Annotated in this window: 18 protein-coding genes; 3 read left to right on the top strand and 15 right to left on the bottom strand. The window is 68.9% G+C overall.

From position 1 onward, the window contains the following. Positions 1–14 precede the first annotated feature (14 nt). A complete protein-coding gene (locus BBA86_RS03905) occupies positions 15–1484 on the top strand; it encodes an SDR family oxidoreductase (RefSeq protein WP_065570382.1) in 1470 nt (489 codons plus the stop codon). After that, positions 1481–1690 carry a hypothetical protein gene (locus tag BBA86_RS03900; protein WP_223247019.1) on the top strand — a complete coding sequence of 70 codons (210 nt, stop codon included), beginning with the start codon at positions 1481–1483 and terminating at the stop codon, positions 1688–1690. The genes BBA86_RS03905 and BBA86_RS03900 overlap by 4 nt, the downstream gene beginning before the upstream one ends. A 22-nt stretch (positions 1691–1712) precedes the next feature. Here BBA86_RS03900 and smpB read toward each other — a convergent pair whose 3' ends face one another. The 8 genes from smpB to prfB all read right to left on the bottom strand — a co-directional run bounded on the left by smpB (position 1713) and on the right by prfB (position 8324). Continuing rightward, entirely contained in the window at positions 1713–2189 is a 477-nt protein-coding gene (smpB, locus tag BBA86_RS03895; RefSeq protein ID WP_065570380.1) for an SsrA-binding protein SmpB, read from the bottom strand. Positions 2190–2254: 65 nt separating this feature from the next. Next, the gene (ftsX, locus tag BBA86_RS03890; RefSeq protein WP_065570379.1) at positions 2255–3169 is read right to left on the bottom strand and encodes a permease-like cell division protein FtsX; all 915 of its coding nucleotides are present in this window, start codon (positions 3167–3169) and stop codon (positions 2255–2257) included. After that, the gene (gene ftsE, locus BBA86_RS03885) at positions 3166–4245 is read right to left on the bottom strand and encodes a cell division ATP-binding protein FtsE (protein WP_065570378.1); all 1080 of its coding nucleotides are present in this window, start codon (positions 4243–4245) and stop codon (positions 3166–3168) included. Before ftsE ends, ftsX begins: the two co-directional genes overlap by 4 nt. Before the next feature lie 57 nt (positions 4246–4302). Further along, a complete protein-coding gene (locus tag BBA86_RS03880; RefSeq protein WP_065570377.1) occupies positions 4303–5046 on the bottom strand; it encodes an anti-sigma factor domain-containing protein in 744 nt (247 codons plus the stop codon). Next, on the bottom strand, positions 5033–5617 hold the full coding sequence (locus tag BBA86_RS03875; RefSeq protein WP_065570376.1) for an RNA polymerase sigma factor: 585 nt from the start codon (positions 5615–5617) through the stop codon (positions 5033–5035). Before BBA86_RS03875 ends, BBA86_RS03880 begins: the two co-directional genes overlap by 14 nt. Continuing rightward, positions 5614–6258 (bottom strand): class F sortase, encoded by a 645-nt coding sequence (locus tag BBA86_RS03870; protein WP_065570375.1) that lies wholly within the window; start codon positions 6256–6258, stop codon positions 5614–5616. Before BBA86_RS03870 ends, BBA86_RS03875 begins: the two co-directional genes overlap by 4 nt. Before the next feature lie 18 nt (positions 6259–6276). Then, complete coding sequence (locus tag BBA86_RS03865; RefSeq protein ID WP_065570374.1) at positions 6277–7098, bottom strand: DUF4397 domain-containing protein; 822 nt, start codon at positions 7096–7098, stop codon at positions 6277–6279. Between the two features lie 113 nt (positions 7099–7211). After that, entirely contained in the window at positions 7212–8324 is a 1113-nt protein-coding gene (gene prfB / locus BBA86_RS03860; protein WP_065570373.1) for a peptide chain release factor 2, read from the bottom strand. A 26-nt stretch (positions 8325–8350) separates the two neighbouring features. On the opposite strand from prfB, the gene BBA86_RS03855 reads away from it, so the two are divergent. After that, entirely contained in the window at positions 8351–9625 is a 1275-nt protein-coding gene (locus BBA86_RS03855) for an MFS transporter (protein ID WP_065572168.1), read from the top strand. Positions 9626–9631: 6 nt separating this feature from the next. On the opposite strand, the gene BBA86_RS03850 is transcribed toward BBA86_RS03855, so the two are convergent. The 7 genes from BBA86_RS03850 to BBA86_RS03820 are packed head-to-tail and all read right to left on the bottom strand — an operon-like array spanning position 9632 to position 14034. Continuing rightward, positions 9632–10039 carry a pilus assembly protein TadG-related protein gene (locus BBA86_RS03850; RefSeq protein WP_065570372.1) on the bottom strand — a complete coding sequence of 136 codons (408 nt, stop codon included), beginning with the start codon at positions 10037–10039 and terminating at the stop codon, positions 9632–9634. After that, a complete protein-coding gene (locus BBA86_RS03845; protein ID WP_065570371.1) occupies positions 10036–10503 on the bottom strand; it encodes a TadE/TadG family type IV pilus assembly protein in 468 nt (155 codons plus the stop codon). Before BBA86_RS03845 ends, BBA86_RS03850 begins: the two co-directional genes overlap by 4 nt. Continuing rightward, positions 10478–10867: a TadE/TadG family type IV pilus assembly protein gene (locus tag BBA86_RS03840; protein ID WP_065570370.1), complete on the bottom strand. Its 390-nt coding sequence runs from the start codon at positions 10865–10867 to the stop codon at positions 10478–10480. Before BBA86_RS03840 ends, BBA86_RS03845 begins: the two co-directional genes overlap by 26 nt. Before the next feature lie 11 nt (positions 10868–10878). Next, positions 10879–11058 (bottom strand): hypothetical protein, encoded by a 180-nt coding sequence (locus tag BBA86_RS03835; protein WP_065572167.1) that lies wholly within the window; start codon positions 11056–11058, stop codon positions 10879–10881. Between the two features lie 47 nt (positions 11059–11105). After that, positions 11106–12017, bottom strand: coding sequence for a type II secretion system F family protein (locus BBA86_RS03830; RefSeq protein WP_065572166.1), 912 nt, complete (start codon positions 12015–12017; stop codon positions 11106–11108). After that, entirely contained in the window at positions 12014–12874 is an 861-nt protein-coding gene (locus BBA86_RS03825) for a type II secretion system F family protein (RefSeq protein WP_065570369.1), read from the bottom strand. Before BBA86_RS03825 ends, BBA86_RS03830 begins: the two co-directional genes overlap by 4 nt. Next, complete coding sequence (locus tag BBA86_RS03820) at positions 12871–14034, bottom strand: CpaF family protein (RefSeq protein ID WP_065570368.1); 1164 nt, start codon at positions 14032–14034, stop codon at positions 12871–12873. The genes BBA86_RS03825 and BBA86_RS03820 overlap by 4 nt, the downstream gene beginning before the upstream one ends. Positions 14035–14120 lie beyond the last annotated feature (86 nt).

The following is a 14120-nucleotide window of genomic DNA, read 5'->3' as shown; positions in this document are numbered from 1 at the left end:
ACGTACAATCTCATGTGCTTCCCGACGCCTCACCCGACGAAACCGGGATCGATCCCGACGACCTCGCCACGACGCTCCGCGTCCTCGCGGCGCTTCCGTCCCTCCCCCAGACGCATCCCGACTTCGTCACGGTCCGTCAGGCGAGCGCCGCCATGTTCAAGGCGGCGAAGAAGGAGCGGCGCCGAGAGATCCGCCAGGCGATCGCCGTCGCCGATCGCGACGTCGTCCACGCGACGGCGACCGGCGCCCCCGACCGGATCGACGACGAGACGCGCGGCATCCCGATCGCGGCGCGCACCGCAGCACCGATCGCGGGCGTCCTGAAGAAAGCGCGCGGGTGCTACATCTGCAAGCAGCCGTACACGGTCGTCGACGCCTTCTACCACCAGCTCTGCCCCGACTGCGCCGCCCTCAGCCACGCGAAGCGCGACGCACGCACGGACCTGACCGGCCGCCGTGCCCTCCTTACCGGCGGCCGCGCGAAAATCGGCATGTACATCGCGCTGCGCTTGCTGCGCGACGGCGCGCACACGACGATCACCACCCGGTTCCCCCGCGACGCGGTGCGCCGATTCCGCGCACTGCCCGACTCGGCGGACTGGATCGATCGCCTCAAGATCGTCGGCATCGACCTCCGCGACCCCGCACAGGTCATCGCTCTCGCCGATGACGTCGCCGCGGCCGGCCCGCTCGACATCCTCATCAACAACGCCACGCAGACCGTGCGGCGATCCCCCGGCGCCTATCAGCCCCTCGTCGATGCCGAGCTCGCTCCCCTGCCCGACGGTCCGCTCCCCGCCTTGGTCACCTTCGGGCACACGAACGACCGGCATCCCGAAGCCCTCGAGCGCTCCGTCAGCGCACATCCGATCCTCGCCGCCGCAGCCGACCGGGCCGACATGCTCACCCGCGAGGCGATGTCCGCCGGGTCCACATCTCTCGACCGCCTCGCGGACGGCACGGCGATCGATGCAGGCGGACTCATCCCGGATCTGGACCACTCGAACTCCTGGGTTCAGCGGGTCGAAGAGGTCGATCCGCTCGAGATGCTCGAGGTTCAGCTCGCGAACACGACGGCTCCGTTCCTGCTCGTGTCGAAGCTGCGGCCCTCGCTCGCGGGCAGCCCGGCGCGGCGCACGTACATCGTGAACGTCAGCGCGATGGAGGGCGTCTTCGAGCGCGGATACAAAGGCCCGGGGCATCCGCACACCAACATGGCGAAGGCCGCCGTCAACATGCTCACCCGCACGAGCGCCCGGGAGATGTTCGAATCCGACGGCATCCTGATGACGAGCGTCGACACCGGCTGGATCACCGACGAGCGTCCGCACCCGACGAAAGTGCGTCTGGCAGAAGAAGGGTTCCACGCACCGCTCGACCTCGTCGACGGGGCGGCCCGCGTCTACGATCCGATCGTGAGAGGCGAGGCCGGGGACGACGTCTTCGGTGTCTTCCTCAAGGACTACGCACCGAGCCGGTGGTGACCTCGCTCCCTGCCCCGGGAACGCGCGTCGTCGTGCGTTACCTGCTCCCCGACGGTCGAGCGACGGATGCGCTCGGTGAGCTGGTGAGCGCCGAGACGGACGTGGTGGTCGTCGACGGCAAGCGCGGGATCGAACGCATCCCGCGCGGCGCGATCATCGCGGCCAAGGCCGTACCCCCGCCGCCCGAACCGCGTCGACGCGGCTGAGGCTCAGTCGCCGAGCCGGGGCTCAGTCGCCGAGCCGGTTCCGACCGCGCATCGCGCGCTCGGCTTCGCGCTTGTCCTCGCGCTCGCGGATCGTCTGACGCTTCTCGAACTCTCGCTTGCCCTTGGCCACGGCGATCTCGACCTTGGCCCGACCGTCCGAGAAGTAGAGCTTCAACGGGACGAGCGTGTAGCCGCCGGCGGAAATGGCATGGGAGAGCTTGATGATCTCGTCCTTGTGCAGGAGCAGCTTGCGGGTGCGCTTGGTCGCGTGATTGGTCCAGTGACCCTGCGAGTACTCGGGGATGTGCACCGCATCGAGCCACGCCTGCCCGCCGTCGATGAACGCGTAGCCGTCACTGAGATTCGCGCGACCCTGCCGGAGCGACTTGACCTCGGTGCCGGTGAGCACGAGGCCCGCCTCGTACGTCTTCTCGATGGCGTACTCGTGGCGCGCGCGACGGTTGGTCGCGATGACCTGCTCTCCGCGTTCCCTGGGCATGATGACTCCTCGACGCGGCCGCGCTCCGCGCGCGACCGGCCTGCCAGTCTAACGGAGGCGCCGGTTCAGGTGCGCAGCCATCTGCGGATCGCGAAGCTCGCCGACAGCGCGGCGAGGACGAGCCCCAACCCCACGATGACGGGAATCACCAGGAGCGCATCGCGTCCGTCGATCCACGTCGTCACGAAGTCGATCTCGTCGACGAGATAGCCGCGGACGCCGTACTGGACGCCCAGCCAGATGGCGACACTCGCCAGAGTCGACCCGATGAACGCCGCGAAGACGCCCTCGAGGACGAAGGGTGTCTGGATGAACCTGTTCGACGCGCCCACGAGTCGCATGATGCCGAGCTCCTTGCGTCGCGCATAGGCGGACAGACGGATGGTGGTGGCGATGAGGAGGACCGCGGCGACGAGCATGAGTCCGGCGATGGCGATCGCGATGTAGGTGGCGATCGTCAGAGCGGAGAAGAGCGGTTGCAGATACTCCATCTGGTCCTTCACCTCCTCCACGCCGTCCATACCGCTGAAGGCTTCGTCGATGACGTCCGTCTGGGTCGGGTCGACCAGGTTCACCCAGTACGTCTCGTTGAGCTGGGCGGGGGTGATGAAGTCCTTGTAGTCCTGACCCATGAGGTCGAGGACGTTCTGATACGCCTCGTCGCGCGTCTCGAAGCGGACGCTTCTGACGATGTCCTTCAGCGCGGGACTCTCGAGCTTGTCGGCGACGTCCTTCAACTGCTCCTTCGTGGCCTCGCCATCGCTGCAGGTCGTCTGCGTCGAACCGTCCCGACACATGAAGATCGCGACCTGGGCGCGTTCGGCCCAATAGCCCTGCATCTTCGCGATCTGCATCTGCATGAGCATCGCCGCACCGACGAAGGTGAGCGAGACGAACGTGACCAGGATGACCGAGATCACCATCGAGGCGTTCCGGCGAAGGCCGGTGAACGCCTCGCCGAGGACGAGACGGACCCTCATGCTGTCGGCCCCACTTCGTCGTCGTCGCGGCGGCCAAGACCCAGCCGGTCCGCGGCACCGAGGCCGTCGATGTCCGCCAGGTCGATGTCCGCGGGTGTGATCGGGATGCCGCGGGTGCCGGTGTCGGGCTCGGCAGCCACCGCCGCGGCCGCGGCATCCGGTCGATCGTCATCACGGGGCTGAAGCGCGACGGGCTCGTCCTTCACGACGGGCACGGCGGGCAGGACGGCGTCCGGCTGCGGCGCGGGCGGCTCCGCGGGCTCGGGGAGCGGATCGACCTCGCCGGTCTCACCGGAGGAGGCGATCTGCTTCTGGAGCTCGAGGACCGCGGTGAGCGCCGCCGTCGCTGCAGCGCCCTTGACGGTCTCGGGCGTCAGGACCGGCAGGCCCGAGGTGTCGCCGTATCCGCCGTGACGCTCGTCGCGGACGACGACGCCGCCGCGCAGCTCGATGACGCGGCGCTGCATCTGGTCGACGAAGCCCGCCTCATGCGTGGCCATGACGACCGTCGTCCCGCCGGCGTTGATGCGGGCGAGCAACTGCATGATGTCGATCGACGTGCCGGGATCGAGGTTTCCAGTCGGCTCGTCGGCAAGCAGGATCTGGGGGCGGTTCACGATGGCGCGCGCGATCGCGACGCGCTGCTGCTCGCCGCCGGACAGTTCGTGAGGGAGACGTTTCTCCTTCCCCGCGAGACCCACGAGTGCGAGAGCCTCGGGCACCGACTGCTGGATGAAGGCGCGGCTGGAGCCGATCACCTGCAGCGAGAAGGCGACGTTCTGGAACACCGTCTTGTTCGGCAGGAGGCGGAAGTCCTGGAACACCGACCCGATGTGGCGACGGAAGTACGGGACCTTGCGGGTGCTCAAGCCCCTCACGTCACGACCGAGCACGACGACGCGTCCGTCGGACGCAGTGTCCTCGCGGAGGATGAGACGCAGGCACGAGGACTTCCCCGAGCCGGAGGCACCGACGAGGAACACGAACTCACCGCGCTGGACGTCGAATTCGACATCGCTGAGAGCGGGTTTGCTGGTGCCTCGATAGCGCTTGGAAACCTTTTCGAACCGGATCATGGCCTGACGAGCCTAAGCGGGAAGCCACCGGCATCCGTCAGCGACACTCCCGATAACTCAGGGGGCTGACAGGGTTCCCCGGACGATGGAATCGCCCGAATGGCCGGGGTCGCCGTCGGTCGTCTCCTGCGAGATGTCGACGACGGTGAAACGCGACATGTCGACGGCGTCGGGAACATCGAACGTCCCCGTCGAGCCGTCGAGGGTTCCCAGGCTGACCAGGTCGCTCGCGTCTGCGGTCAGGAGCCAGACTTCGCGGTACCCGTCGTCCGGAACGGATGCCGTGAGGTCGATCACGACGCGGTCGTGGCCGTCGATGCGCTCCAGGAGCGCCTCACCGGCCGCGCCGGACCACCCGGGTAGCCCGTCCAGGCGCGCCTCGGAGATGATGTCCGCCTTCGGAACTATTCCGCCCGATGCCCAGACTCCGGCGAAGATGGCCACCACCGCGACCGCAGCGCCGGCCAGGACGAAGAACACCGGCCGACGACTGACCCGCCTGCGGCGCGATGCGACATGGGAACGGGTGCCGGGGGACGAGGCAACGGATGCCTCGGCCGCGTCGGCGTCGGAAGCGACGTCCGACAGTGACAGCTCGGAACGGATCGACTCCCAGACACGGTCCGGCGGTGTCAGCAGGGGCTCGCCCGCTCCCGATGCGCGACCCGCGAGAACGGCGCGGGAGAACGAGTCGACCTCGGCGCGGCAGTCCGCACAGGCATCGAGGTGGCGCCGGTCGGCGTCCGACGCCGGCTCGCCCATCGCGAGGAGGGCGGCGACCTCGGGGTCAAGATGCGACATGGTGCGCCTCCAATCGGGTTCGCAGGCGGGTGAGACTTCGGCGGATGTGGCTCTTCACGGTACCCAGCGGCATGCCGAGCCTCTCGGAGATCTGCTGATGCGTGAGGTCTTCATAGAAGGCGAGAGCGAGAACGGCTCGCGCGTCCGGCTCGAGCCGGGACACCTCGTCGGCGACGACCATGGCGTCGGAGACATCGTGGTCCACCGTCGGTTCGGGCACCACCGCCTTCAGCGCCTCCTCCAGGCGGGCTGCGCGCGCTCGCGCCTCGTGCGCGTCCGCGATGCGGCGGCGCGCGATCGTGATCAGCCACGCCCCCAACGGCGCCTGGCCGGGGCGGAACGATGACCTCGACGTCCATGCGGACACGAAAGTGCGTTGGGTGACGTCCTCGGCTTCGGCGGTGTCACCCAAGGAGCGGACCGCCAGGGTGTAGACGATGCGCGACCAACGGTCGTACATGGCCTTCACCGCCGTGTCATCGCCCGCGGCGAAGCGTTCGCCGAGTTCCTTGTCGTCGTCGACGGCCGGCTCCTTCCGTGCAGCGAGCCGCGGCTCGACGATGAGACTCACGGTTGCGCCCGAGCAATGAGCACAACGTTATCGCTGTAGGTGCGGGTCTGCTGATCGAAATCACCGCCACAGGTGATGACGGCGAGCATGCGGCGACCCTCTCGGGTGAACAAACGATCGACGGGGAGTTCGGCGCGCGGTATGTAGGTGACCGATTCCGTGACGTAGTCCGTGACGGTGCCGTCGGCATCCGTGACGGCCACGATCTCACCGGGACGAGCATCGCGCAGCGCGGCGAGCGGGCCGATCCCGTACTCGCGATCGTCGACGTGCGCGGCGATGACGGTCGTCCCTTCACCGTCCGCAGGAGCCGAGCCGAACCGGTACCACCCCGCGGAGGACGGACGCTCGGGGATCTGCATCTCGCCGGTGTCTTTCACCCCGACGGGCTCGACCGGCATGTCGACGTCGAGAGAGCGGATCGTCAACCGTTCCGGAGCGGGCGGAGCGGCGATGGCCCGCGGAGTCGCCGGCGCGACCGGGACGGACACCCGGGGCGATGGGGCCGCGAGCGTCGGGGAGACCGTCCCGGTCGCGCCGGGGCCGGTCTCGGAGGGGGGCCGACCCGCCTCCGAGACCGGCGCGCAGGCCGCCAGCAGCGTCACCGTCAGAGACACGGCGACGACGGACAAGCGACGCATATGGGGAACCTCCGTGGCTCAGCGACGGACCTTGGCAGCGCGCGTCGCGTAGACGCCGCCGCCGACGAGTCCGGCGATCAGCGCGGCGCCACCGGCGAAGACCCACCCGGTGGGCGCGTTCTCGGCGACGAGACCGGCCGAGCCCGTGTTCACGCCTCCCGGGCCCGAGTGGAGGCCGTCGATGGTCTGGGTCGCGAGCGCCAGGTTCCCGGCTTCCGCCGATCCCCAGGCGTAGACGATCGTGAGCACGCCCTCGGCGACGTCGACGTCGGCGGGTCCGATTACGGGATCGGTCGTACCGGCCAGGGCGACCGATGCGTCCACGGTGCCGGCGGGCAGGTCGAGCGACTGCTCATCGGGGTTCTCGAGACCGCTGACCACGGCTTCTCCACCGGCCAGCACGTCGACGGCCGGAGCGGCGGCGACGTGGCGGACCGTCAGGCGTCCCTCACCCGCGGCCGTCTTCGACGTGTCGTTCGTGAAGAGGTTCGCGGTGGGCTCACCGGCGGCATCGAGGTGCGCCACGGCGGTGTAGTTCTTGCCTGCCTCGAGGGTGAGGTCGATCGGGCCGAGCACCGGGTCCGAGTCGTCGGTCGCATCGGCTGCCGTCAGCGCGACGGAGTACGTGCCGCCGGGCAGTTCCAGCGGACCGCCGAGGTCACCGGGCTGGAAATCGTCGATCGTCAGCTTCCCATCGACGTAGACGTCGACGGGCGTGTCCGGGATCGCGTGCAGGACCGACAGGTCGGCGCCTTCCGCTGTCGCAGCCGACGCGGGGGTGAATGCGGCGAAGGCCACGGCGGCACCGAGAGCCACGCCCGCAGAGAGTGTCTTGCGCATGAGGAACTCCTTCTGATCCGGCGCGAGCTGTTCGCGCTGTCAGAGAGGTATTCCTGCGACGCACCCGATATGGATGCAGGTGGATGAAAAAGATTTCGACCACCCGGCGCGGATCAGTCGTCGTCGTCCTTGCGCTTGCGCCAGCGGATGCCGGCAGCGATGAACCCGTCGAGGTCGCCGTCGAAGACGACGGCGGGGTTGCCGACCTCGTGGCCGGTACGGAGATCCTTGACGAGCTGCTGACCGTAGAGGAAGTAGGAGCGCATCTGATCGCCCCAGCTCGCCGTGATCGTGCCCGCGAGCTCCTTCTTCTTCGCCGCTTCCTCTTCCTTCTGGAGCAGCATGAGTCGCGTCTGCAGCACGCGCATGGCGGCCGCCCGGTTCTGGATCTGGCTCTTCTCGTTCTGCATCGAGACGACGATGCCGGTCGGAAGGTGCGTCAGGCGCACGGCAGAGTCGGTCGTGTTGACCGACTGTCCGCCGGGACCGGAGGAACGGAAGACGTCCACGCGGATGTCGCCCTCGGGGATGTCGACCTCCTGGGCTTCCTCCATCACCGGGATGACCTCGACGGCCGCGAAGCTCGTCTGGCGCTTGTCGGCGGAGCCGAACGGACTGATCCGAGCGAGGCGGTGCGTGCCGGCCTCGACCGAGAGCGTGCCGTAGGCGTAGGGGGCGTCGACCTCGAACGTGGCGGACTTGATGCCCGCGCCTTCGGCGAAGGACGTGTCCATCACCTTGACGGAGTACTTGTGGCGCTCGGCCCAACGCAGGTACATGCGCATGAGCATCTCGGCGAAGTCGGTGGCGTCATCGCCGCCGGCACCCGAGCGGATCGTGACGACCGCGCCGCGATCGTCGTACTCGCCGTCGAGGAGGGTCTGCACCTCGAGCTGGCTGATGACCTTCTCGAGATCGGCGATCTCGCGACGAGCCTCCTCGGCGGAGTCCTCGTCGTCCATCTCCTGCGCGAGCTCGACGAGCACCTCGACGTCGTCGAGTCGCTGCTCGACCTCCGTGACGCGCTTCAGCTCGGACTGGCGGTGGCTCAAGGCGCTGGTGACCTTCTGCGCCTTCTCCACGTCGTCCCAGAGGTCGGGAGCGCCCGCCTCGTCGGAAAGACGGGCGATCTCGGCGGTGAGGGCGTCGACATCGACGACCGCCTTGATCTCACCGAAGGTGGAACGGAGGGCCTGGATGTCCGCAGACGGATCGAATTCAAGCATGACACTCCAGAGTAACGTGGATGGCGATGACCGACCGACCCGACTCCCCCACTGCCCGGGAGGTGCTGTGGCGTTTCGGACCGATGGTCTACGCGCCGACCGTCCTGTTCGCGATCGGCGAGGGAGCGGTGCTCCCCCTCATCCCGATCCTCGCAGGCGGCCTGGGTGCGGACGTCGCCCTGTCGGCGCTCATCGCCTCGCTGCTCGTCATCGGACAGCTGGTCGGCAACCTGCCCGCAGGCTGGGCGGTCGCCCGGGTCGGCGAGCGGGTGACGATGATGATCGCGGGCTCCGTGGCGCTCGTCGTCTCGCTGGCCGCAGCGCTGGTGCCGTCCCTACCGGTCTTCGCGGGCGCGGTGTTCCTCATCGGCTCCTGCGCCGCCGCGTTCGGTCTGGCGCGCCACTCCTTCATGACGACCCGCGTGCCGGTCATGTTCCGCGCACGTGCACTGTCACTTCTCGGCGGCACCTTCCGCCTCGGCATGTTCACCGGCCCCTTCATCGCGGCGGCGCTCATCGGACTCTTCGGCGACGAGCGGTCGACGATCTGGTTCTTCGCGGTGTGTCTCGTCGCCCTCATCGTCCTGGTGACGTTCGGGCCAGACCCCGAGAAGCAGTTCGTCGCGGAGACCGTGCGCAGCCATGAGGCTGAGGACTCGGGCGAACCGGTGACCGGCTCGATCCCCGTCGCCGAACGGGTGGGCGTGTTCCGCACGATGTGGCTGCACCGCCGGGTCCTGTCGCGTGTCGGCCTGGCGGCGGCCTCCCTGTCGGCGGTCCGATCGGCACGTCAGGTCGTCCTGCCGTTGTGGGGTGTGTCGATCGGGCTGGACGCGCAGTCGATCGCCCTCGTCGTCGGCATCTCCGGTGCGCTCGACTTCGCCCTCTTCTACGCGAGCGGGCAGGTGATGGACCGGTTCGGGCGCCTGTGGGCGGCGCTCCCCGCAATGGTTCTGATGGGGAGCGGGTTCCTCGCCCTATCGATCACGCACGACGGCGCGAGCGCCGAGATGTGGTTCGCGATGTTCGCCGCAGTCCTCGGCGTGGGCAACGGGCTCTCCAGCGGCATCCTGCTGACGATCGGCGCCGATCTTGCGCCGAAGGACGATCCGGCACCGTTCCTCGGGTCCTGGCGAACGTTGACGGATGCCGGTGGTGCCACCACCCCGCTGATCGTCACGGGCATCACGGCGGTCTCGTCGCTCTCGTTCGCGGCCGGTGCGGTGGGCATCATCGGACTGTTGGGCGCCGTCGCGTTCATCCGCTGGCTCCCGCGGTTCCTGCCGCACGTGGCCCGCTGAGCGAGATTATTCGAGCGCGGTGCGACTCGTGGCCGTCGCCTGGAGGGTGACGCCTCCCGGCACGAACAGCGTCGAGATCGGCGGGTGCCACACTGAGCTGACGACGACCCGGGCGGACACGCCGTCGGGAGTGGCCGCCGCGACGAGGTTCGCACCCGGCTCGGCGGCGGTGATCGCCCGAGCCTGTTCGCGCACTCCCCCGTCCGTGAGCTCCGCGCGGGGCTCGCCCTCGACAACCTCGAGGGTGAAACCGTCCGCGCCTGCGAGGGCCGCGGCGTCCGCCGTCGCCTGCGTGCGCTTCTGCGCAAGGTACAGGCTGGTCGCGTCGACCGTCACGAAGACGAGGACGAGTGCCAGCAGGGCGTAGCCGATGGTCAGCAGCAGGACGCTGCCGTCCTCGTCGCCGCGACTCATCCGTCCCTCCAATACCGGGAGACCTTCTGTACGGAGGACGACTCGACGCCGACCCGGGCGGCATCGTCGAGACCGAGAACGGGAGGAACCAGCGGCAACGCAACCGAGGACGACACCGTCACCCGCACGATCGCCCCCGCCGTCGGGCAGGTGGTGGCCGCGTCCACGCACGACACGTCCACCTCCAACGCATCCTCGTCGAGGTCGTACTCCTGCACGAGAGAGTCCAGAACGGTCGCTGCGCGATGATCAGCGTCTTCGACGCTCTCTGCCGAAGCCACGGCGCGGGCGATGTGACGGGAGGCGGACTCGACGCCGAGCGAGTGCGACTGGATCATCCCGAGGGCCACGATGAGGTAGACGATCGGGACGAGCAGGACAACCCCGCCGACGATGAACTCCAGCGCGGCCGAACCGCCTTCGTCGTCACGGAGCCGGTCACTCGAAGCTCTCTGCGGGGGCATGGACCGTCACCTCCCATCCGTGCGGAACGCCGAGCAGACCGACGATCGGCAGCCGTGTGGTCAGGGTCACCGACACCGTCTCGTACCCGAGGACGCGAGATTCCGTCGCCGTCGCACTCTCGACGAAATCGCCCCCGACAGCGCGCCCCACGACCTCGCGTGCCCGCGCTGCACCTGACGCGGTCTCGACGTCTGCCAAGGCCGCGTAGTACGCGCCTTCGACCGCCGCGTCGTGAACGACGTTCCGGACGTAGACGGCGAGTCCGAGCTGCAGCACGCCGAGCGTCAGCACGGTCAGGAGCACTCCGACGAGCACGAACTCGACCGGAGTCGATCCGCGCTCGTCGGAGAGCAGCCGCCGCATCTCGAGGCGCCTCAGAAGCTGGAGACCTGATCGATCGCCTGCTGGAAGAGCTGGGCGAGCGCTGGCCCCGCGAGTGCCCAGATGACGACGACGAGGCCGGCGGTCATGAGCGTGATGAGCACCCAGCCCGGCACGTCCCCGCGATCGTCCTCTCGGAGCTCGGTGCGCACCGCACCCCATGCGGTGCGCATTCGGACGACGGTGGAACGGATCATGATGATCTCCTTTCGGTCATGCGTCAGCCGACCCCGAGTCGCAGCATCACGATGCCGGGGAATACGGCGAACAGGACACTCATCGGCAGCAGGAGGAAAACGATCGGGAAGAGCATCGCGATCTCCTTCTTCCCTGCCTGCTCGATGAGGGAACGCTTGGCGTCCTCGCGGGCGTCGCCCGCCTGGTCCTGGAGGACTCCGGCCAGCGGCGCGCCGCGATCGATCGCGGCGACGAGGTGTTCGATCGCCCGCGACAGGGCGGGAACGTCGAGACGTCGTCCCAGGTCGAGAAGAGCGTCCGACAGGTTCGACCCCGTGCCGCTGTCGAGGACCGCGCGACGGATCTCCACGGTGAGTTCACCGCTGCCGATCTCGCCGACCCGTTGCAGCGCGTCACGCAGCCCCTCGCCTGCAGCGAGGCAGAGGGACAGGAACTCGAGAATTGTGGGCAGCTCCTCCTCGACGCGCGCTCGGCGACGTCGCGCCGCCGACGTGAGGCGAAGATCGACGAGGGCGGCGGCCGCCGACGCGGCCACGGGCGGGAGAACTGCCGCTCCAGCCGTGAGCCTGCCCGCGAGGGCGAGGATCACGAGTGCGATACCGCCCAGCAAGGCGCCCACCACGACCCACGTGAGCTGACGTCCACGGAACCCGGCGGCATCCTGAGTCCAGCCCGCCTGACGCAGGCGATGCTCAAGTCGCGCCGCGCCGCCCAGGGATGCCACGAGACGATCCCGCCGCGATCGCCAGTCTCCCGAGACCGATGCCAAGGGAGTCAGCCCGCGCGGATCGGCGATGTCACGGAGGTACGGCGCGATTCGACGAGCGAGCGTCGGAGCGGCGAGGCGCGGGATGCGCGTCGCGATGAGGACGAGGCCGGTGGCAAAAGCACCGCCCAAGACGATCGCGAGAGCCAGTTCTGTAAGCCCGCTCACGCGAACCACCGCCGCGGTTCCGGCAGCCGACCGATCCCGAGCATGAGCCGGAAGGCGACGAACGAGACCGCGGCACCGAGGACGATGACGGTCACCCCCTCAGGGCTGCTGTAGGCCGTGGCGCCCTCGGGACGCAGGGCGAGCAGACCGAGGATCACCCACGGCGCGACGACTCCCAGCACGGCCGCGCCGCGGATCCACGATTGGCGCGCTTCGATTTCCGCGCGGAGCGCCGCCTCGGAACGGACGGACGCCGAGAGGGCGCGGAGGACGCTGGTCAGCTCGGTGCCGCCGACCTGCCGAGCCATCCGGAGCGCCTCGATGATGCGGTCGGCGACGGGATCGGCGAGGCGTGCCTTCAACCGCAAGGAGCTGGAATCGAAATGCCCGGACGCGGAGACGTCCGACGCGAAGCCGACGAAGGCGGGCCTAAGCGCCGGCGGCCCCACCTCGGCCAGCGCGGAAACCGCATCCGGGAGCGACATCCCGGACCGGACCGAGGCCACGAGGAGGTCGCACACGTCGGGCCACAGCTGCCGTCGACTCTTCTGCAGGCGGCGCACCCGTCCGCGCAGCCACGCGGCCGGGGCGAAGAAGCCCGCCACCGCGGCGACCGCGGCGAAGGCGAGGAGCGATGTGACCAACCAGACCGATGCACCGGTGAGCGCGGCTGCCGCCAGCGAGATCATCGCGAGATGCCCGACGGTGGCATGACCGAACCCGGCGTCTTGCAGGAGACGCGCGGGACGGCCATCCCGTCGAGCACCCTGATCGCGAGGCGCGCGGGGCGGCCACAGCCACGGCGAGAGCGCGAGGAGGATGCCTGCGGCCAGCGTCACTCCGAGAACCGTCGTCATCTCGACTCGCTCTCGAACACCCGACGGCTCTCGATGACGCCATCGACGACGCGACCGGTCGGAGCGATGATCTCCGCAACGGCTCGGCGGCCCTCGGCATCCCGTCGACAGTGCACCACGAGGCCGACAGAGGCGGCGATGGCCGGAAGAAGAAAGTCGCGATCGATGTTCCGTCCGGCCAGGAGCGGGAGTGATCCCAGCTTGCGAAGCGCATCCGTAGCTGAGTTCGCGTGGATGGTGGCTGCTCCGGGGACGCCGGTATTGAGCGCCAGAACCAGGTCGAGGGCCTCTGCGTCGCGGACTTCGCCGACCACGAGGCGGTCGGGACGCATGCGCAGCGCCTCTTTCACGAGACGCCGAAGCGACACCTCACCCGTGCCCTCCAAGCTCGGCTGACGCCCCTGCAAGGCGACCAGGTCCGGCGCCTGCACAGCGAGCTCGAACGTCTCCTCCACCGTCACGATGCGATGGTGCGACGGCGCGGCCGCGATCAACGCGCCCAAGAGCGTGGTCTTCCCTGCGTGCGTCGCGCCCGAGACGATCACGCTCGTTCCCTCGCGCATCGCCGTCCGAAGCAGTCCGGCTACCTCGGGGGAAACGGATCCAGCCGCGACGAGGTCGTCGAGAGTCCGGAAGCGCGTGAGGAACTTCCGGATGTTGACCGCCCAGTGGCGACGAGTGATGTCGGGAATGACGACGTGCAGCCGGGACCCGTCCGGCAGAGATGCATCGACGAACGGCTGGCTCAGATCGACCCGACGACCGGTGGCGTGCAGCATGCGCTCGACAAGATCTCGGACGGCCGTGTCGCTGAGCACGATCGGTGCCCGCTCGCTTCGACCCTCGCGCGCGATATAGACCTTGTCGGGTGCGTTGATCCAGATCTCTTCGACGTCCGGATCATCCAGCAGCGCTTGGAGCGGGCCGTACCCGGCGACCGTCGAGAGGATGTCGCGGACGGAGGCCGCCTCGTCCTCGATGACGTCCACACCCCGTGCGAGGGCGAAGTCGTTGTGACGCCGCACCTCGGCTCGAGCGATGAACGACGCGCGGTCGGGCTCCCGCGACGGGTCGACTTCCTCCGCCCGCAGCCGCTCCCGCACGCGCTCGGCGACCGACGTCAGGCCTCGCGTCGTGGGTGCGGTCTGCGGGAAGCTCATGGCCTGGGATCCTCGCAAGCCCGCCGCTGTCCGCGCGGGAGTTATCCACACGCGATTCGGGGGTTGACCCTCTCAGGCGACTCCCA

Origin of the sequence: Microbacterium oleivorans, from assembly GCF_001691565.1 — a bacterium.
Classification (GTDB): Bacteria; Actinomycetota; Actinomycetes; order Actinomycetales; family Microbacteriaceae; genus Microbacterium; species Microbacterium oleivorans_B.
The sequence above is the reverse complement of the archived record's forward strand: the minus strand, read 5'-3'. Positions and strand labels throughout refer to the sequence as shown.

What these genes read in the sequence shown, in the direction of transcription:
- BBA86_RS03850 (WP_065570372.1), bottom strand. Translation starts at nt 10,039, where the DNA reads ATGAGTCGCGGCGACGAGGACGGCAGCGTCCTGCTGCTGACCATCGGC.
- BBA86_RS03825 (WP_065570369.1), bottom strand. Translation starts at nt 12,874, where the DNA reads ATGACGACGGTTCTCGGAGTGACGCTGGCCGCAGGCATCCTCCTCGCG.
- BBA86_RS03880 (WP_065570377.1), bottom strand. Translation starts at nt 5,046, where the DNA reads ATGTCGCATCTTGACCCCGAGGTCGCCGCCCTCCTCGCGATGGGCGAG.
- prfB (WP_065570373.1), bottom strand. Translation starts at nt 8,324, where the DNA reads ATGCTTGAATTCGATCCGTCTGCGGACATCCAGGCCCTCCGTTCCACC.
- smpB (WP_065570380.1), bottom strand. Translation starts at nt 2,189, where the DNA reads ATGCCCAGGGAACGCGGAGAGCAGGTCATCGCGACCAACCGTCGCGCG.
- BBA86_RS03840 (WP_065570370.1), bottom strand. Translation starts at nt 10,867, where the DNA reads ATGCGGCGGCTGCTCTCCGACGAGCGCGGATCGACTCCGGTCGAGTTC.
- ftsX (WP_065570379.1), bottom strand. Translation starts at nt 3,169, where the DNA reads ATGAGGGTCCGTCTCGTCCTCGGCGAGGCGTTCACCGGCCTTCGCCGG.
- BBA86_RS03855 (WP_065572168.1), top strand. Translation starts at nt 8,351, where the DNA reads ATGACCGACCGACCCGACTCCCCCACTGCCCGGGAGGTGCTGTGGCGT.
- BBA86_RS03845 (WP_065570371.1), bottom strand. Translation starts at nt 10,503, where the DNA reads ATGCCCCCGCAGAGAGCTTCGAGTGACCGGCTCCGTGACGACGAAGGC.
- BBA86_RS03835 (WP_065572167.1), bottom strand. Translation starts at nt 11,058, where the DNA reads ATGCGCACCGCATGGGGTGCGGTGCGCACCGAGCTCCGAGAGGACGAT.
- BBA86_RS03870 (WP_065570375.1), bottom strand. Translation starts at nt 6,258, where the DNA reads ATGCGTCGCTTGTCCGTCGTCGCCGTGTCTCTGACGGTGACGCTGCTG.
- BBA86_RS03820 (WP_065570368.1), bottom strand. Translation starts at nt 14,034, where the DNA reads ATGAGCTTCCCGCAGACCGCACCCACGACGCGAGGCCTGACGTCGGTC.
- BBA86_RS03865 (WP_065570374.1), bottom strand. Translation starts at nt 7,098, where the DNA reads ATGCGCAAGACACTCTCTGCGGGCGTGGCTCTCGGTGCCGCCGTGGCC.
- ftsE (WP_065570378.1), bottom strand. Translation starts at nt 4,245, where the DNA reads ATGATCCGGTTCGAAAAGGTTTCCAAGCGCTATCGAGGCACCAGCAAA.